The 18,154-nt window shown below is 45.3% G+C and carries 15 protein-coding genes; 11 read left to right on the forward strand and 4 right to left on the reverse strand.

Going from position 1 to position 18,154, the window contains the following annotated elements; all coding sequences use genetic code 11:
- Positions 1-328 precede the first annotated feature (328 nt).
- Positions 329-1,756, forward strand: coding sequence for an alanine/glycine:cation symporter family protein (locus tag BCU07_RS00950; protein WP_032545312.1), 1,428 nt, complete (start codon positions 329-331; stop codon positions 1,754-1,756).
- A 208-nt stretch (positions 1,757-1,964) separates the two neighbouring features.
- The gene (gene yaaA / locus BCU07_RS00955) at positions 1,965-2,741 is read left to right on the forward strand and encodes a peroxide stress protein YaaA (protein WP_102428206.1); all 777 of its coding nucleotides are present in this window, start codon (positions 1,965-1,967) and stop codon (positions 2,739-2,741) included.
- Between the two features lie 115 nt (positions 2,742-2,856).
- Here yaaA and srmB read toward each other — a convergent pair whose 3' ends face one another.
- Together srmB and BCU07_RS00965 are read right to left on the reverse strand one after the other, a co-directional pair.
- Complete coding sequence (gene srmB / locus BCU07_RS00960) at positions 2,857-4,122, reverse strand: ATP-dependent RNA helicase SrmB (RefSeq protein WP_017059323.1); 1,266 nt, start codon at positions 4,120-4,122, stop codon at positions 2,857-2,859.
- Positions 4,123-4,229: 107 nt separating this feature from the next.
- On the reverse strand, positions 4,230-4,958 hold the full coding sequence (locus tag BCU07_RS00965; RefSeq protein WP_102428205.1) for a tRNA1(Val) (adenine(37)-N6)-methyltransferase: 729 nt from the start codon (positions 4,956-4,958) through the stop codon (positions 4,230-4,232).
- A gap of 314 nt (positions 4,959-5,272) precedes the next feature.
- On the opposite strand from BCU07_RS00965, the gene brnQ reads away from it, so the two are divergent.
- Positions 5,273-6,586, forward strand: a complete 1,314-nt coding sequence (brnQ, locus tag BCU07_RS00970; RefSeq protein WP_017059325.1) for a branched-chain amino acid transport system II carrier protein — start codon at positions 5,273-5,275, stop codon at positions 6,584-6,586.
- Between the two features lie 146 nt (positions 6,587-6,732).
- Here brnQ and fldB read toward each other — a convergent pair whose 3' ends face one another.
- Complete coding sequence (fldB, locus tag BCU07_RS00975; RefSeq protein WP_017062875.1) at positions 6,733-7,254, reverse strand: flavodoxin FldB; 522 nt, start codon at positions 7,252-7,254, stop codon at positions 6,733-6,735.
- 150 nt (positions 7,255-7,404) lie between these two features.
- Here fldB and xerD point away from each other — a divergent pair, with 150 nt between their 5' ends.
- The 8 genes from xerD to BCU07_RS01015 all read left to right on the forward strand — a co-directional run bounded on the left by xerD (position 7,405) and on the right by BCU07_RS01015 (position 16,878).
- The gene (xerD, locus tag BCU07_RS00980) at positions 7,405-8,319 is read left to right on the forward strand and encodes a site-specific tyrosine recombinase XerD (protein WP_017059327.1); all 915 of its coding nucleotides are present in this window, start codon (positions 7,405-7,407) and stop codon (positions 8,317-8,319) included.
- A 26-nt stretch (positions 8,320-8,345) separates the two neighbouring features.
- The gene (locus BCU07_RS00985; protein WP_017067617.1) at positions 8,346-9,125 is read left to right on the forward strand and encodes a thioredoxin fold domain-containing protein; all 780 of its coding nucleotides are present in this window, start codon (positions 8,346-8,348) and stop codon (positions 9,123-9,125) included.
- Between the two features lie 80 nt (positions 9,126-9,205).
- Positions 9,206-10,942, forward strand: a complete 1,737-nt coding sequence (gene recJ, locus BCU07_RS00990; RefSeq protein ID WP_017059329.1) for a single-stranded-DNA-specific exonuclease RecJ — start codon at positions 9,206-9,208, stop codon at positions 10,940-10,942.
- Between the two features lie 235 nt (positions 10,943-11,177).
- Positions 11,178-12,276, forward strand: a protein-coding gene (prfB, locus tag BCU07_RS00995; RefSeq protein ID WP_100208942.1) for a peptide chain release factor 2 whose coding sequence is annotated in 2 segments (ribosomal slippage) — positions 11,178-11,252 and positions 11,254-12,276 — 1,098 coding nt in all. Because the reading frame shifts where the segments join, the coding sequence is not laid out codon by codon here.
- A gap of 98 nt (positions 12,277-12,374) precedes the next feature.
- The gene (gene lysS, locus BCU07_RS01000; RefSeq protein WP_017059330.1) at positions 12,375-13,907 is read left to right on the forward strand and encodes a lysine--tRNA ligase; all 1,533 of its coding nucleotides are present in this window, start codon (positions 12,375-12,377) and stop codon (positions 13,905-13,907) included.
- A gap of 271 nt (positions 13,908-14,178) precedes the next feature.
- The gene (gene vpsR, locus BCU07_RS01005) at positions 14,179-15,513 is read left to right on the forward strand and encodes a cyclic-di-GMP-binding transcriptional regulator VpsR (RefSeq protein WP_102428204.1); all 1,335 of its coding nucleotides are present in this window, start codon (positions 14,179-14,181) and stop codon (positions 15,511-15,513) included.
- Between the two features lie 587 nt (positions 15,514-16,100).
- Positions 16,101-16,352 carry a DUF1127 domain-containing protein gene (locus BCU07_RS01010; RefSeq protein WP_102428203.1) on the forward strand — a complete coding sequence of 84 codons (252 nt, stop codon included), beginning with the start codon at positions 16,101-16,103 and terminating at the stop codon, positions 16,350-16,352.
- A 214-nt stretch (positions 16,353-16,566) separates the two neighbouring features.
- The gene (locus BCU07_RS01015) at positions 16,567-16,878 is read left to right on the forward strand and encodes a DUF6482 family protein (protein WP_004735016.1); all 312 of its coding nucleotides are present in this window, start codon (positions 16,567-16,569) and stop codon (positions 16,876-16,878) included.
- Positions 16,879-16,946: 68 nt separating this feature from the next.
- Here BCU07_RS01015 and mutH read toward each other — a convergent pair whose 3' ends face one another.
- Entirely contained in the window at positions 16,947-17,612 is a 666-nt protein-coding gene (gene mutH / locus BCU07_RS01020) for a DNA mismatch repair endonuclease MutH (RefSeq protein WP_102332791.1), read from the reverse strand.
- Positions 17,613-18,154 lie beyond the last annotated feature (542 nt).

The following is an 18,154-nucleotide window of genomic DNA, read 5'->3' on the forward strand; positions in this document are numbered from 1 at the left end:
TGCCGCGGCTGTTGTTGATATTATGTCCCGATAATGTGACTTTTATTGGGCTGCATTGTTGAAAGTTGTGTTAACAAAAGGTGTGTTATTAGTGAAATGTCATTTTAATATAAGTGTATTTGCATATTGATTTTTAGGCCGTCTCGCTGCATTATCCGCCCGTCAAAAAATACACTGATACGTAAAATGGATGCATGAAGCGACATTTACAGTCTCAATCGCCGCAAGAATATAACAAGAGTGCCGACACAACATTGACAGAGGCATAGGCGATTAAGAGGAAGGCTAGGAAGCATGATCGGTGCTTAAACTCAATTACGAGGTTCACGTGACAGACTTAATCAATTTGATGAACGATCTCCTTTGGGGATCTATCTTAGTTTACTTACTGGTTGGTGTGGGTATCTACTTCACTGTACGACTAGGCTTCATTCAATTCCGCCATTTCGGCCACATGTTCTCTGTTCTTAGAAACAGCCGTAAAGCAGACAGTGCTGGTATCTCTTCTTTCCAAGCTCTTTGTACTAGTCTCGCTGCTCGTGTAGGTACGGGTAACATGGCAGGTGTTGCTGTAGCACTAACCGCTGGTGGCCCTGGTGCTATCTTCTGGATGTGGCTAATCGCAATGCTAGGTATGGCAACATCGTTTGCAGAAAGCACACTGGCACAGCTATACAAAACGCGTGATAACGACGGTAACTACCGCGGCGGCCCTGCATACTACATGGAGAAAGGCCTAGGCATGCGTTGGATGGGGGTTCTATTCTCTATCTTCCTCATCATTGCATTTGGTCTTGTATTCAACGCGGTTCAAGCGAACGCGATTGCAAGCGCAATGAATACGGCATTCGACCTTGAGCGTAGCTACGTTGGTGTTGGTATCGTAATCATCTCTGCGTTCGTTATCTTCGGTGGTATCCGTAAGATTGCACGCACAGCAGAAATCATCGTTCCAATCATGGCATTGGCTTACCTAGCGATCGCTATGTACGTGATGTTCGCGAACATCGAGAAAGTGCCTGAAGTACTGGCTCTTATCTTCAAGAGTGCATTCGGTCTGCAAGAAGCAGCAGCGGGTGGCCTAGGTTACGCAATCGCACAAGCGATGATTAACGGCATCAAACGTGGTTTGTTCTCGAACGAAGCGGGTATGGGTTCTGCGCCAAACGCAGCAGCTTCTGCTACGCCTTACCCACCGCACCCAGCATCACAAGGTTACGTGCAAATGCTAGGCGTGTTCATGGATACCATTGTTATCTGTTCAGCAACAGTCGCAATCATCCTGATGTCTGGTGAGTATGTACCACACGGTGAAGTAACGGGTATCGAACTAACGCAACGTGCACTAACAGCACAAGTGGGCGAATGGGGCGGCATTTTTGTAGCGGTAGCGATTTTCTTCTTCGCTTTCACTTCAATCATTGCAAACTACTCGTACGCTGAAACGAACCTTATCTTCCTTGAGCACAACAACAAGAAGGGCCTAGTGCTGTTCCGTATCGTTGTTCTGGGTATGGTTATGTTCGGTTCTCTAGCGACGTTACCAACGGTATGGGCACTGGCTGACGTATCGATGGGCCTAATGGCGATTGTTAACTTGGTGGCGATTATCCTGCTATCAGGTATCGTGATTAAGCTAGCGAAAGACTACAACCGCCAACTAGACGCGGGTAAAGTACCAACATTCGATTCGAATGACTTCCCAGAGCTTAAGTCTCAGCTGGAAGACGGTATTTGGGACAACAACAAGAAGTAATCTTGTTGGAGCGATAAACGGCTCATCCTAAAGTGATTAGAAAGGCTAAGGTTTCGACCTTAGCCTTTTTGTTTGCCTGTCATTTGTCTCATTCTGTCTATCGAAGCTCATTCTCCCTATCGAAGTAATAGGAAGAGTCATAAAGACAAGTTGATGTTTTTTCTATACTCTAGCAGCATCCAGTTAGATAACCGATTAGGGTAAAGTTATGTTAGTTGTCGTTTCTCCAGCCAAAACACTTGATTACGAATCACCATTAGCGACGGAACGCTTTAGTCAGCCTGAGTTTGTTGAACACTCTGCTGAGCTGATTGAAGAGTGCCGCAAACTGACGCCAGTAGATATTTCTGCACTGATGAAAGTCAGCGATAAAATCGCAGGGTTGAACGTAGCGCGCTTTGAGCAGTGGAGCGAGACCTTTACCCAAGACAACGCACGCCAAGCAATCCTAGCCTTTAAAGGCGATGTATACACTGGCCTAGACGCTGAAACGCTATCGGATGAAGATTTTGACTACGCACAAGACCACCTGCGCATGCTTTCTGGGTTATATGGCTTGCTTAAGCCGTTGGATTTGATGCAGCCATACCGCCTAGAGATGGGTACACGCTTAGCCAATGCTCGTGGTACTAACTTGTACCAGTTCTGGGGCAACATCATCACAGACAAGCTCAATGAAGCGTTGAATGCTCAAGGCGACAATGTGTTGATCAATCTAGCGTCGAACGAATACTTTAAAGCCGTGAAGCCGAAGAACTTGGATGGCCAAGTGATTACCCCTGTATTCAAAGACTGCAAGAACGGTCAGTACAAGGTGATCAGTTTCTACGCGAAGAAAGCGCGTGGCATGATGGCTCGCTACATCATCGAGAACAAGATCGACTCGGTTGAGGCGCTGACCCAGTTTGATACGGCGGGCTACTACTTCGTTGAAGAAGAGTCGAACGTGAAAGAGCTTGTCTTTAAGCGCGAAGAGCAAAACTAGTAGTCCTTGGCTAACGAGTAGCTCTCGGTTTTAGCCTGATAACAGACCAGATAGAGAAAAGCCCCATGCAGCGAACTGCATGGGGCTTTTTTATTGAATCGTTGAAGCTGGTAGATTACTTCTTCTTTGCTGCTTTCTTTTTCTTCGCGATTTTTTTCTTCTTCGCGATTTTTTGTTTCTCTACCGCTTTCTTATCTTCTTTCTTCGGCTTCTTCTTCTTAGTCACGGCCGCTTTCTTATGCGTAGGGCGCATGCCTTCAATAAAGCGTTCTTTGATTGGTTCGTCTGTGTAACGAGCCACACGCTCAATCATTAGTTGATCGTGCGCTTCAATGATAGAAACCGCGTTACCTTTTTTACCAGCACGAGCAGTACGGCCAATACGGTGTAGGTATACGTCAGCAGTACGTGGCATGTCGTAGTTGATTACGTGGCTTACGTCTGGAAGGTCGATACCACGAGCAGCAACGTCAGTCGCTAGTAGTACGTTTACAGAGCCGTCACGGAAACGAGCAATCGCGTTGTTACGACGATCTTGAGGCATTTCACCTTGGATCCACGCACATGGGATTTGCGCGCTTTCAAGTTGAGCTCGTAGATCACCTAGACGATCACGCGTCTTCAAGAATACGATGCTGCGCTCAGCTTGCTCTGTGATGACGTGCTTTAGGATGTTTAGCTTGTGCTCTGCCGTGTCTGCACGGTGGTACCACTGAGTGATCTTCTTACGCTCACGAAGTGATGATTTCGCATCGATCTCCGCTGGGTTTTTAAGTAGATCTTCAGTGAAGCCTTCAATGCCTTTACCTTCTAGTGTTGCTGAGAACAGTAAAGTTTGTTTACGCCAGCGACACTCTGCAGACAGACGGTCAACAACAGGACCAAAGCCCATGTCTAGCATGCGGTCGGCTTCATCTAGAACCAGCCATTCAATCGCACGACAGTCAAAACGCTCGCCTTCAATGTATTCCATCAAACGGCCAGGTGTTGCTACTACGATATCTTGAGTGGTACTTAAGATATCTGCGTGCTCTTGGTACATAACACCGCCCGTGATCGTGAAGATATTTAGGCTGGTGTATTTAGCAAGCTCACGTGCTTGTTCGGTGATCTGCATTGCTAGCTCACGCGTTGGCGTCAGGATAAGCATACGTGCAGGGCCAGATTTCTTACGTGGGAAATCCAGTAGGTATTGCAGTGCTGGCAATACAAATGATGCTGTTTTACCAGTACCTGTTGGCGCAGAAGCCAAAACGTCTCTTCCATCTAACGCTTGTGGGATTGCTTCAGCTTGTATCTGTGTTGGACGTTCGTAGCCCATTTCGTCAATTGCTTTAAGCAGCTCTTGGTTTAGATCGAGTTCTGCAAAGGTTCTGATCACTGTTGTTTCTCCACAAGCAATAAATGTTTCTGCCTCAAAAAGCAGACGATAAAAAAGAGTAGTCGGACATTATAGAAGCATTAGTGATTAGGATCACATGGTATTTGCTACATCTTGAGATAAAAATCTTTAGTGAGCGCAATAAATGCTTCGCTATAACCACCTTGATGGTGAATTGTAAGCGATTCGCGCTGCAAATCTTGCTCGCAAGCAGGATCTTTAGATAACTCAAATAGAATTCGGCTAGCCGGTTTCTTGTCTGTTGTTTTCACATCAAGGCGTTTTGCTAGAGACCAACCACATTGCTCGGCAAGCTTGATAAAACCTTCCCCCTCAGGCGTCGGTAGGATGAAACTGGCAGTCGCGGCTTCAGTGGTTATCTCGAAACAACGCTGGGCAAGCGCTAAGTGATCCAAGCTGTCGGTGTGTCTGGCGGTGGCTCTTTGGCTTTGCTGCGCCTGTTCTCCAGAGTTGAAGTAGGGCGGGTTACAGATGATCGCATCAAACCTTTGTGGAAAGTCGGCTGTCAACACGCTGCCGTGATGAAGGGAGATGCGATCTTGCCAAGGCGACTGCTCAATATTGACTGTGGCAGCATTAATGGCGTGTTGATCAATATCTATCGCAGAGATTGAAGCATCTTCAAAACGCTGAGCAGCCATCAAAGCCAGCAGACCTGTCCCTGTTCCAATATCGAGTACACATGATCTTTGTGGCAGGCTTACCCACGCGCCAAGTAATACGCCATCGGTACTGACTGGCATACCGCTTTTCCCGCCGTAAATTGAGAATTGCTTAAAATTGAAGCTTTTAGTTTGCACTGTTTTGTCTTTCATTAATGTTCTGAGTATCGAGATATTTTAAGTGATTAGCTCTAATGTTAACCGCTTGTATGAATCAATGTTCTGCTTGGGAGAATATTGTTGTGCATTATGGTTAGTTTATAATTGTGGCTATTTTTCTATAGCTAGTGGAATCCACTGCTTTTTGTTCTCATATGCAAATTTATATGGTGTTTTTGTGTGGTGACTTGCAGCTAGCCAGTTGTTTCGTCATTATGCGCGACTATTTTATAGATTGATTGGCAGCTTTGAGCTGTAACATTCATGTAAGCACAACATAAATTCATAAATATAATTAAGGATTATCTGTGAAACAGAGTCTAAAACTAACAGATATAATGGCATTGGGCTTTATGCTTTTTGCGTTTTTCTTGGGTGCGGGTAACATCATCTTCCCACCTCTAGCTGGCCAATTAGCCGGTGATCACTTCCTTCCAGCGATGTCTGGTTTTCTGCTGACTGCCGTTGGTCTGCCGTTAATCACTATCGTCGCGGTCGCAGTGGCTGGTGGCTCTTGGGGTCACTTAACTAAAGATCTTCCTAAGAAAGCAGCAACCATCATGGCTGTACTGATCTTTATCATTATCGGTCCTGCATTTGCTGCACCGCGTACTGGCCTTGTTGCCTATGAGATGGCGGTGAAACCGTTCTTCATCGATGCCTCTCAAGCTCACCTAACTCTCTTTTCGATTGCATTTTTTGCAGTAGCGATGTTCTTCTCATGGTCGCAAGGTAAGCTTATTGACGTCATTGGTAAGGTGCTAACACCTGCACTGTTCGTTGGTTTGGTTGTGCTGGCGATTGCTGTATTCGTTAACCCTCAAGGCGATATTCTTGCGGCTCACGGTGAGTACATCACTCAACCACTGACCAAAGGTTTCCTTGAAGGCTACAACACCATGGATACTTTTGCTTCTTTGATGTTTGGTATGCTGATTGTTGATGCGATTCGTAGCAAGGGCATTACTGACCGTGCAGCGACGACTAAGTACCTAATTAGCGCGGGTTGTATTGCCGCAGCGGGTCTGGCGTTTGTTTACATCTCTCTATTTTTCCTAGGCGCAACAAGTGCAACAGTCGCAGCTGGTGCAGACAATGGCGGTGCTATTTTAAGCCTATACGTTCAATCGTTGTTTGGTCCTTCTGGTCAGCTAGTGCTTTCTGTGATCGTACTATTAGCATGTCTAACTACGGCGATTGGCCTTGTGTCAGCATGTTCTGATTACTTCAGCTCGCTAACGCCTCTGTCTTACAAGACTTGGGTAATCATCAATGGTGTAGCTTGTGCAACCGTTGCGAACGTTGGTCTTTCTCAACTGATTTCTCTGTCTGTTCCAGTACTGTTTGCACTGTACCCAGTCGCTATCGCGTTGGTTGCTCTGACATTCTTACGTAGCCGTTTCCCTAATCCAAAAGCGGCTTACCGCGTAGTGGTATTAGTGTCACTGCTGTTTGCTCTTATTGATGGCGCTAAAGTAGCGGGTGTAGACGTGTCTGCACTTAAGATGCTGCCACTGTTTGAGATCGGTATGGGTTGGTTGCTTCCAACAACGGCTGCAATCATCTGTATGTTCTTTGTTGGCAAGTCAACAGAACAAGAGATGGCTGAAGAGACTGTTTAATCTTCCGTTGAGATTAGATTGTCCTTCGAGATGAAATAGAAAAGGCCTCATTACTTCGCAGTAATGAGGCCTTTTTGTATTCTGTGGTCTTTTTATATCCAGCTAGTTACTTGGTTAGCTACTTAGCCGGGAGTACTTCTGTTTGGTTATAGCTTTTCGCTGTACTCAACCAGTACTTGCTCAACCCAGCTTGCGATACGGTCGTCGCTTAGCTCGTATTGTGAATCTTCATCAAGCGCCAAACCAACGAATTGAGATTTGTCTTCGGTTAACGCTTTAGACGCTTCGAACTCGTAGCTGTCATCGTTTGGCCAGAAGCCAACAAACTCTGCACCCGCGGTTTTCAGTTCATCATGCAATAGACCCATCGCATCTAGGAACCATTCGCCGTAGCCTTCTTGGTCACCCAAACCAAACAGAGCCACAACCTTGCCTTTCATAGGCGTGGTTGCGATGTCTTCCCACAGTTCATTCCAATCTTCTTGGATTTCACCGAAGTCCCAAGTCGAGATGCCCAGCAATAAAAGGTCGTAGTCCGCCATCAATGAAAGAGGGCTTTCTTTCACGTTATGGATATCAACTAGGTCTTCACCAATAATGCCGCGAATTTTCTCTGCTGCCATTTCTGTGTAGCAGGTGGTTGAGCCGTAAAATAATCCAATTTTCATAGCAAACGTTCGATTTTAATTTCAGATGGCGAATTCTAACCATAAATCGACTTCGATTGCAGCGATTATCCGCTCAAGTCGTAATTTTTATGGCATTCATATTTGCTCTGGCATACTCTCAAAACAGTTTCCAATATTGTGAGTAACACTATGCAGTCGCCTCAAGGGCAGAGCGCAGACCACGGTCTCGTTGAGCAGTTTTTAGATGCTATGTGGATGGAGCGAGGATTATCGGAGAATACGCTTGTCTCGTACCGTACCGATTTGTCCAAGTTATTAGCGTGGATGGAAAAGAACAATTACCGCCTCGACTTCATTAGCCTTTCAGGTTTACAGGATTATCAAGGCTGGTTAGCCGACGCCGATTTTAAGCAGACCTCTCGTGCCCGTATGTTGTCGGCGATTCGTCGCTTGTTCCAATATTTGCACCGCGAGAAAATCAGAGGCGATGATCCAAGTGCCTTGTTGATCAGCCCGAAGCTGCCGCAACGCTTGCCGAAAGATTTGAGCGAAGAGCAGGTTGATGCTTTGCTCGATGCGCCAGATCCGAACGATCCGATTGAGCTTCGCGATAAGGCGATGCTTGAGTTACTCTATGCAACCGGTTTGCGTGTGACAGAACTGGTTAGCTTGACGATGGAAAACATCAGCCTAAGACAGGGCGTGGTGCGTGTTATTGGTAAGGGTGGCAAAGAGCGCTTAGTACCAATGGGCGAAAATGCGGTGGATTGGATAGAGACTTTTATTGAACAAGGTCGTCCACATCTACTTGGCGAAAACAGTTCTGATGTGGTTTTTCCGAGTAAACGCGCCAAGCAAATGACCCGTCAGACGTTCTGGTATCGTATTAAGCACTACTCGGTCGTCGCTGGGATCGATACAGAGCTGTTGTCACCACACGTATTGAGACACGCTTTTGCGACGCATTTACTGAACTATGGCGCAGATCTCAGGGTCGTACAGATGTTACTTGGGCATAGTGACTTATCGACAACCCAAATTTATACTCACGTGGCGACTGAAAGGCTGAAGCAAATTCACGCGCAGCATCACCCACGTGCTTAAATCCATTTATTTTTAAGGTGAACTTAATGAGCGTATTACGCCGTCTTCCTCTACTAGCGCTTCCTCTTATGATTACTGCATGTAATGCATCAGAAGCGAAAGTAGAAACAACATCAACAGCCGTAGAAGCTGCTCCAGCTCAAGCTATTGATACAGCTGCGTTAACTAAGCGTTTTGAAAAAATCGGTATTAAGGTCGATAAGATTGTGCCTTCGGATATCGATGGTCTTTTAGAAGTTCAAACCAACAGCGGCATTATCTTTTCTTCTCCAGAGGGCGATCACTTTCTAGCCGGCACTCTTTACTCTTTGGATGAAAACGGAAAGTTCAGTGATGTTTTGGCTGAGCGTCAAGCTCCGCTGAATGCTGAAAAAGTCGCGGCGATGTCGGATACGGTTATTGAATACAAAGCCGATAACGAAAAGTATGTTGTGACGGTATTTACTGACATTACGTGTGGCTACTGTGTTCGTCTGCACAGCCAAATGCAGGGCTACAACGATCTGGGTATTACCGTTCGTTACATGGCTTACCCACGCCAAGGTGCGACAGGGCAAGTTGCCGATCAAATGGCAGCAATCTGGGCTTCAGATGATCCAAAAACAGCGATGCATGACGCTAAAGTAAATCGTCAAATGCCAGCGTCTGGTAAAGATCTAGCAGAGCAAAAGCAGATCATTTCTAAACAGTACCAATTAGGTCGTGAGCTTGGCATCAATGGCACACCGGCTATCGTGCTAGCAAGTGGTGAGTTGGTGAGTGGTTACTTACCGCCAGCACAACTTCTTCAACGTTTAGAGCAATAATCTCGTTTTCTGTATTGCCAATTTATCCCCCATGTTTTTGATTTAAGGAGTGGCCTGATTGATATCGGGCCCATTTTTATATGATAGAGATCCAACGCCGTCCTGAGGTCGACATTTCAGTCTTACCTGCTCACTTACCTGACTTGTTAAAGCGCATTTATGTGAGTCGTGGAATCGACAGTGCCGACCAACTAGAGACAGCAGCGAAAGGCTTGCACTCTTATCAAAAACTGGGCGGCATTGATGCTGCGGTTGAGCTGTTGTTCAAAGCTATTCAGCAGCAAAAACGCATCATCATTGTTGGTGACTTTGATGCCGATGGCGCGACCAGCTCGGCGCTGTCTGTTTTAGCGTTACGTATGCTCGGCAGCTCTAACGTCGACTATCTGGTACCAAACCGTTTTGAAGATGGTTATGGCTTGAGCCCTGAGGTTGTTGAACAGGCAATCGAGCTTGGTGCTGAAGTGATCATGACGGTCGACAACGGTGTATCTTCAATTGAAGGTGTTCGCTTTGCTAAAGAGAAAGGGCTAGAGGTTCTGGTTACCGATCATCACTTGCCGGGCAATGAACTGCCAATGGTCGATGCTATGGTTAACCCAAACCTTGAAAGTTGTGCTTTTCCTTCGAAAGCCCTAGCGGGGGTTGGTGTCGCTTTTTACCTGATGATGGCATTGTGTGTTCACATGCGTAAATTGGGTTGGTTTGCAGAGCGCGGCATGACAGAACCTAAGTTGATGGAACTGATTGACCTTGTGGCGCTGGGTACGGTTGCCGACGTGGTTCCACTCGATGAAAACAACCGAATTTTAGTTCATCAAGGTTTGCAACGTATTCGTGCGGGTAAAGCTCGTCCGGGCATTCAAGCCTTGATCGAAATTGCTAAGCGAGACGCTAAGCGTTTGGTGGCGTCTGACTTTGGCTTTGCTCTTGGTCCTCGTATCAATGCAGCTGGTCGATTAGACGACATGTCTTTTGGTGTTGAGCTGCTAATGAGTAACAACATCCATGCGGCTCGTCGAATGGCGAGTGAGTTAGATGGCTTGAACCAAACACGTAAAGAGATCGAAGAGGGTATGAAGCAAGAAGCGATGGCTTTTTGTGAGCGCCTTGAATTTGGTAAAGACGACCTACCTTCTGGCTTGGCACTATTCCAACGTGATTGGCACCAAGGTGTGATTGGTATTTTGGCTTCGCGTATCAAAGACAAATACCACCGCCCAGTGATTGCGTTTGCAGATGGCGGCGAAGGTAGTATTAAAGGCTCTTGTCGTTCGATTCCGGGTCTGCACATGCGTGATGCATTGGACCGAATTGATACTCAAAACCCTGGCTTGATTCTTAAATTTGGTGGCCACGCAATGGCGGCTGGTTTAACCATCATGGAAAAGGACTTTGAACGCTTCAGCAAGCTGTTCAATGATGTGGTGAAGAATGAACTTGGAGAAACAGCACTGAAGGGCATTATCTTGTCTGATGGTGAGCTGTTACCAGAAGAGTTCTCGATGCACACCGCTGAAACGCTGCGTTCAGGTGGCCCGTGGGGACAAGCTTTCCCTGAGCCAATCTTCGATGGTGAGTTTAAAGTGCTGCACCAAAAGCTGGTGGGTGAAAAGCACCTTAAGCTGATGCTTGAGCCGCTCTACAAAGGCCACCCAACCAATGTGATGATTGACGGTATTGCCTTTAACGTCGACCTACGTCGCTGGCCTGATGCATCAGTAAAAACCGTTCATCTTGCATTTAAGCTCGATATCAACGAATTTCGCGGCAACCAATCGTTGCAGCTGATGATTGATCATATCGAAGCCAAATAGTGATTTTGGGCTCAATAATGCTCATCATATAGTGCCAAATTCAACAAGCTCTGTTCAAAAACAGGGCTTGTTTTCCTTCCTGCCCTTACAAAATTTACGTGTTTTTTATGCCTGTCAATTTTATATCCCATTAAGTTGTTGAATCTTGGTTCACCACTCTAAAAAATTCTGTATCTCCGTCACACTTTTGAGTACAATTCTTCGGTTAAATTCTACTCATAAATGATGAGCTAAAATGTTTGAAATCAATCCTATAAAAAACCGTCTGCAGGATGTGTCTGAGCGCACAAATATCCTGAGGGGGTATCTTTGACTATGACGCTAAGAAAGAGCGTCTAGAAGAAGTAAACGCAGAATTAGAACAACCGGATGTATGGAACGAACCTGAGCGTGCTCAAGCGCTAGGTAAAGAACGTTCTGCATTGGAAGCGGTAGTAGAAACGATCGACCAACTTGACCAAGGTGTTGAGGATGTTGATGGCCTATTAGAGCTTGCGGTTGAAGAAGAAGATCAAGAAACGTTCGATGAAATTGAACCAGAACTGGCCGAGCTTGAAGCTAAGCTAGAGAAGCTGGAATTCCGTCGTATGTTCTCTGGTGATCACGATGCATCAGATTGCTACATCGATTTACAGTCAGGTTCGGGCGGTACAGAAGCTCAAGACTGGACTTCAATGATGTTGCGCATGTACTTACGTTGGGCAGATTCGAAAGGCTTCAAGACTGAAGTTATCGAAGTGTCGGATGGTGATGTTGCTGGCCTTAAAGGCGCAACGGTACGTATTTCTGGTGAGTATGCTTACGGTTGGTTACGCACAGAGACTGGTGTTCACCGTCTAGTTCGTAAGTCACCATTTGATTCAAGTGGTCGTCGTCATACTTCATTTGCATCTGCGTTTATCTATCCTGAGATTGATGACAACATTACGATCGACATTAATCCTTCTGACCTACGTATTGACGTATACCGTGCCTCTGGCGCTGGTGGTCAGCACGTAAACACCACGGAATCAGCGGTACGTATTACTCACGTTCCGACTAACACTGTGGTTCAGTGTCAGAATGACCGTTCGCAGCATAAGAACAAAGATCAAGCGATGAAGCAGCTACGTGCTAAGCTTTTTGAACTTGAGATTCAAAAACAAAATGCTGAAAAACAAGCGAGCGAAGAGACGAAATCAGACATCGGTTGGGGCAGTCAAATCCGCTCTTACGTGCTGGATGATTCTCGTATCAAAGATTTACGCACCGGCATCGAAAACCGTAATACTCAAGCGGTTCTTGACGGTGACTTAGACAAGTTTATTGAAGCTAGCCTGAAATCAGGTCTGTAAGCTTTATCAACTATTAAGCTTTACCAATAATATTGGTAAAAATGCCTATATTTGCAAAAATATAGCGGTCCAAATTTTAAAAGCAGGGTACATCTCTAATGACTGATGCTGTTCAAAACGAAAACGCACAAGAAGCTTCTTCACCTGAAGAGAACAAACTAATCGCTGAGCGCCGCAGCAAGCTGGATCACATCCGCCAAAACTGCAAAGCTAACGGTCACCCAAATGACTTCCGTCGTGAGCACCTAGCTGGCGATCTTCAAGCGGAATTCGGTGAGAAGACTAAGGAAGAGCTAGAAGAGCTTAACCACATCGTTGCGATCGCTGGTCGTGTTATGGCGAAGCGTGGTCCATTCCTTGCGATTCAAGAAACTTCTGGTCGTATCCAAGCATACGCAGCGAAAGACGTTCAAAAAGTACTGAAAGAGAAGTACCAAGGCCTAGATATCGGTGACATCATCGGTGTTAAAGGTGCGCTTCACAAATCAGGTAAAGGCGACCTTTACGTGAACATGGAAGAGTTTGAATTGCTGACTAAAGCACTTCGTCCTCTACCAGAGAAGTTCCACGGTCTAACTGACCAAGAGATGCGTTACCGTCAGCGTTACGTTGACCTAATCGTGAACGAAGATTCTCGTAATGCATTCATCGTGCGTTCTAAGCTTGTATCTTCAATCCGTAACTTCATGAGCGCGAAAGGCTACCTAGAAGTTGAAACGCCAATGATGCACGTGATCCCGGGTGGCGCAACTGCACGTCCGTTCATCACTCATCACAATGCACTAGACATCGACATGTACCTACGTGTTGCACCAGAGCTTTACCTTAAGCGTCTAGTGGTGGGTGGTTTTGACCGTGTATTCGAGATCAACCGTAACTTCCGTAACGAAGGTCTATCTCCACGTCACAACCCAGAATTCACAATGATGGAATTCTACCAAGCGTACTCTGACTACAAAGACCTTATGGATCTGACAGAAGAGATGCTAAGCACGGCAGCAATGGACGTTCTTGGTTCTACTTCTATGCCTTACGGTGACGAAACGGTTGAGTTCGGTGGCACTTACGCTCGCATGAGCATGTTCGATGCAATCAAACACTACAACCCTGAGCACGCTGAGATTCAAGCGCTAACAGAAGCAGACCTACAAGACCGTGAAAAGATGGTTGCTATCGCAAAATCTGTACACGTAGACGTAGAAACGTTCTGGACATGTGGTCAGCTTCTAGAAGAGATCTTTGGTGAAACGGCTGAGCCTCAGCTAATTCAACCAACGTTCATCACTGGCTACCCAGCGGACATCTCTCCTCTAGCTCGTCGTAGCGATGACAACCCGTTCTTCACAGACCGTTTTGAGTTCTTCATCGGTGGCCGTGAAGTTGCGAATGGTTTCTCTGAGCTTAACGATGCACAAGACCAAGACGAGCGTTTCAAAGCGCAAGTTAACGCGAAAGACGCGGGTGATGACGAAGCGATGTACTACGATGCAGACTACATTACTGCACTAGAGCACGGCCTACCGCCAACAGCGGGTCAAGGTATCGGTATCGACCGTCTAGCAATGCTATTTACAAACACGCACACAATCCGTGACGTGATCTTGTTCCCGGCAATGCGTCCACAGGCGTAATTCTCGCTTATAGGGCGTAACAGCCTATGTAATTAAAAAGCCACCTTCGGGTGGCTTTTTCTGTTTTGGGGCTTCAAAACCTAGTCTGTACCGCACTCTTGATTCGAAAAATCGTTATTTCTGACATAGTCTTACTATTGAGACATAAAATCTAAGATAGTCTCACTACTATACGTCTCTGCGCTGAATACGCTCTCGCGGCATTTTGTCGAACGATGAAGCAGTGACTCGTATTAGTCTGATTTAAATAAAAATAGAATAAGGAAGAAGGATGGGAACTCAATTTAAGATGGATTCCTTACCAGGTTCTCTTATCGTCGTTGGTGGTGCGTACGAACCCTGGTTATCAGTGTTAGAACAAGTGGGTTGGCAGTGTACCCAGTGTGCAGATTTACGAAAAGCCGATGCCTTGATTGCTGATATTGGCCCATGTATTGGTATTGTCGATCTTAGTCATGATGAGTTCAGTCTCAACGGTATTGCTAACCTTGTGAGCAATAACAAGCAGGTGAGATGGCTCGCCTTTATCCGTGAATCTCAATTAAGCTCTGATACGATCTGCCAGTTTATCGTCAACTTCTGTATCGACTTTTTCACGGCACCAATCCCAGATGCTCAATTGCTGAGTACCATTGGTCACCAACTGGGTATGCTTAAGCTTGAGCAGAAGGTATGGCCAAACTACGGCATCAATAACAACATGGGACTGCTAGGCGATTCTGTGGCCGTGAAGCGCTTGAGAGACCAAGTAAAGCGTATTGGGCCGACTGATGTCAGTATCTTGATTTATGGCGAGAGTGGGGCTGGTAAAGAGACGATTGCACGCTCGATTCATCAAAATTCGTCGCGAGCACAGAAACCATTTTTAACGGTTAACTGTCGTGCCTTGTCTGAAATGAGAATAGAGGCCGAGGTGTTTGGCATATCAGCACAGTCAGCGACTGCGCCTTGTATGTTGGAAGAAGCCGATGGCGGAACCATCTTGCTTAATGATGTTTTAGCGATGCCACGCAATCAACAACTGAACCTGTTGCGCTTTCTACAAGAAGGTAAGATTGAAACTGCGAATGGACCTAAATCTGTCGATGTGCGTATTCTGGCCGCGAACTCCTCTGATATCGAGAAGGCGTTGATCGAGGGCGACTTCAATGAAGAGCTTTATCACTATATCAATGTTCTGCGTATTCATGTTCCAAGCTTAAAAGAACGTGTGAGCGATATTTCAGTACTGGCGAATCATTTTCTGCGTGAGTACTCGAAAGAGTTTAATGCTCAAGCGAAGAGCTTCTCAGGCGATGCTATCCGTTCGATGAATCGATACCATTGGCCTGGAAATGTGCGTGAGCTGATGAATCAGATTAAGCGTGTTGTGTTGATGTCTGATGCTGTGATCATTGAGGATCACCAACTGGATTTACCAAAACAGAATGATGAACGTCGCAGTTTGAAAAGCATTCGTGAGCGTTCAGAGCGCGATGCATTGTTGATTGTATTGGAATCTTACGGTGGACAGGTCTCGTTGGCTGCTAAGGAGCTCGGAGTATCACGAGCAACGATGTACCGTTTATTGAATAAACACAGCCTTATTTCTGAGGGCGTTATTTAGAATTCTTTGCTAAGTGATTCAATCTGTTAGTGTAAATTTAAGAGCGACGCATCATGCGTGGCTCTTTTTGTTGTTAGTCGCTGTGTTCACATTCGAACAATTGAGAGATGCCCCCTAGGTCACTAAGAGATATGTTCTGTGATCTTATATAATAATAGTGAATATCTTATATATAAATGAATATGCAACTGATATTCCAGGTGAATGCATTGTTTTAAAAATGTGAGCCAATTAGCGGTTGAATAATATACTCACTTGGTTAGACTTTAACCGTGAAAGCAGCGTTTTAACAAAGACTTGTCTGCTTTCACTACCCCATTTCTTTTTGGATTTCTTAGTTAGCTTGGAGGCGCAAATGAAACATTTCGATTTTATACAGCATATTTGCGCTTCGTTTGATCCGTGTTCTGACATGGTGACTGTTATGTCACAAACATCAGCCATGGCCGATCGAAACACCCAAGATAAACCTAACTAATAGATCCGTACCCTTATTTGGCTGCGGAAAAATAGCAGCTAAGTGAGAAGCCCTCATACTATTTAACACGCTATTTTTCCTCAGTTTATTTTACAACTGGAGAGTTATTATGCGTCACTCAGTATACTTAAAACTAGCAACAGTCCTTATCCGTGCAGACCTTCGTCGTGAAGAACGTAAATGGCAACGAAAAGTTCGTCGTAGTTCATACGATCTACCATGGAACAATACTCATTTATTGAGAGATATTGGCCTTGAAGCCGATGGTCGACCAATTGGTTTTTCTGAACCTGAAGTCGTTACGATTGAACGTCGAGTTCGTCACCTTCGTCGAGTCTTAAGCGCGCGAATACCGACGTAATCTTGTGGGGTGATAGCGCCTTTCACCCCTTAAGATAAATATCAGCGATAGTTGTGGCGTCGGAAGTGCAAGCTTTTGAACTAGAACTGGCCAAAAAAGAGAAGCACTTGCTTCTCTTTTTTGCTTTTTTAAGCCGTTATGTGTGCTTTTTTAAGTCGTTATCTAGTAAAGAAAAAGAGTTCTACTACGCTTTATAGAGCAAGGGAGGCTGGCTATGCAAAAGCATCAATTAGACATGTGGTTACATGGAGAGCACAAAGACTCGTATCAAACACCAAAGGTATACGTTATTGGCTGTTCCGATATCTCGGAATATCTATTAGCAGTGGAATATAAACACAAGCTAGAACCGGTAAAGCAAGACGGTGAGCCGCTTCACTTTGGATCCTTGGATCAAGTGAAAGAAGAGTTACTCCGGCTCGGCTTTGAAAAGGCGTATCTTCGCTTACACAACGCCTATGATGAGTTTGGTAATGAGCCAAGCCAAAGCTACTGTGATATTGAACTGGCGCTCAAACCTCATTAGAACTCGTTTCTTACTACCGACGGTTGATAACACACTGATCATCCTATCTTTGAAGTGCGTTAAGCGACCTATGCGTAGTGTGTCGTCAGCAATTTGTGGGTGAATTGAGTTCTTAGGTAAAAACCACGCGGTTTAGTCTTGATGGGCTTTCCACTTGCACCGTAGGCTTCCGTTAACACTCGGCTGTTGGCGGCTTTTGGTCGTAGATGCAGCGCTTCACCGTGCCTTGCTGTTATTTGTTCAACATTGCCTAACACGATCAATTCCATCAGTTCTTCCCAATCCCTTTTTAGAAGCTCGTTTTCAGCCTCGCTTGGTGTCCATAGCAAAGGGGATCCTACATGCCTCTCTGCTAGCGGGATCTCTCTTTCTCCCTCGACAGGGATCCACAACACCTTAGACAGCTTGTTTCGAACGTGGCTGGTTTCCCAAGTTATGCCTTGCACACCCATCAAAGGAGCAACACACACAAAGGTGGTTTCGAGTGGCTTGCCAGAGTAGCTAATCGGAATGCTTTTTAGCTCGATACCGAGCTTGGCAAAATCTTGTTCTGGCTTACTGCCTGCAGGTGCACCCAAGTGCCATTCCAATAGCTGCCCAACCCAGCCTTTATCACGCTTAAGGTCGTTTGGCATCACCATCTCAGCTTCGTCAGCGAGCTCTTTAAAGGTCATTCCGGCGATGGCATACGCGCGCTCTAACAGCTCTTGTTGTGTTTGTGGTTCTGGTTTCATAATAAAAGGCATGATCAAAAAAATGATTTTATCAGAAGTTATCACCAAATGACGACTGGTTAAGAAATGATCTCCTTGCGAGAGAAGGGATCAAATTCAGGGTTATCCACAGGACATAAAGGTAATTAATTGAAATATTAATTTAGTGGATAAATAAACAGGGGTTTATGGTGGATAAAATGCTTGCCAAATGGGGTTCAAAATGAATCTTTCACTTAGTAGTGTGGATAAACATCGGAGTGGTTGATCTTTAACCATGTCAGGTTTCTGAAAGATCTTTTACATTTCTAATGTTTTTTAAAACTAGAATGTTATTTTAATCTACTGATTTATATAATAATAAAATTATTTTGACTGATTTGTTGTTTTTGGTGTTGATGAATCTATGGATTAAAAAAAACGATTGCGGGTAATTCTTCACATAGTTATTCACAGAAAAGGTGAATAAATGTGGTCTATGTCTCACTATTGTGTGGGTAACTAGAATTTGAGCAAAACTTATCCATATTCCTAGTTATTATTCATAAATATAGCGCTTATCA

The organism is Vibrio sp. 10N.261.54.E10 (genome assembly GCF_002877735.2).
Taxonomy (GTDB): Bacteria; Pseudomonadota; Gammaproteobacteria; order Enterobacterales; family Vibrionaceae; genus Vibrio; species Vibrio crassostreae_C.

Bases quoted from the DNA above. Each gene is read 5' to 3' on its own strand.
- xerD (WP_017059327.1), top strand. From the start codon at position 7,405: ATGCAGTCGCCTCAAGGGCAGAGCGCAGACCACGGTCTCGTTGAGCAG.
- vpsR (WP_102428204.1), top strand. From the start codon at position 14,179: ATGGGAACTCAATTTAAGATGGATTCCTTACCAGGTTCTCTTATCGTC.
- recJ (WP_017059329.1), top strand. From the start codon at position 9,206: ATGATAGAGATCCAACGCCGTCCTGAGGTCGACATTTCAGTCTTACCT.
- fldB (WP_017062875.1), bottom strand. From the start codon at position 7,254: ATGAAAATTGGATTATTTTACGGCTCAACCACCTGCTACACAGAAATG.
- yaaA (WP_102428206.1), top strand. From the start codon at position 1,965: ATGTTAGTTGTCGTTTCTCCAGCCAAAACACTTGATTACGAATCACCA.
- BCU07_RS01015 (WP_004735016.1), top strand. From the start codon at position 16,567: ATGCAAAAGCATCAATTAGACATGTGGTTACATGGAGAGCACAAAGAC.
- BCU07_RS00985 (WP_017067617.1), top strand. From the start codon at position 8,346: ATGAGCGTATTACGCCGTCTTCCTCTACTAGCGCTTCCTCTTATGATT.
- lysS (WP_017059330.1), top strand. From the start codon at position 12,375: ATGACTGATGCTGTTCAAAACGAAAACGCACAAGAAGCTTCTTCACCT.
- mutH (WP_102332791.1), bottom strand. From the start codon at position 17,612: ATGAAACCAGAACCACAAACACAACAAGAGCTGTTAGAGCGCGCGTAT.
- BCU07_RS00965 (WP_102428205.1), bottom strand. From the start codon at position 4,958: ATGAAAGACAAAACAGTGCAAACTAAAAGCTTCAATTTTAAGCAATTC.
- BCU07_RS01010 (WP_102428203.1), top strand. From the start codon at position 16,101: ATGCGTCACTCAGTATACTTAAAACTAGCAACAGTCCTTATCCGTGCA.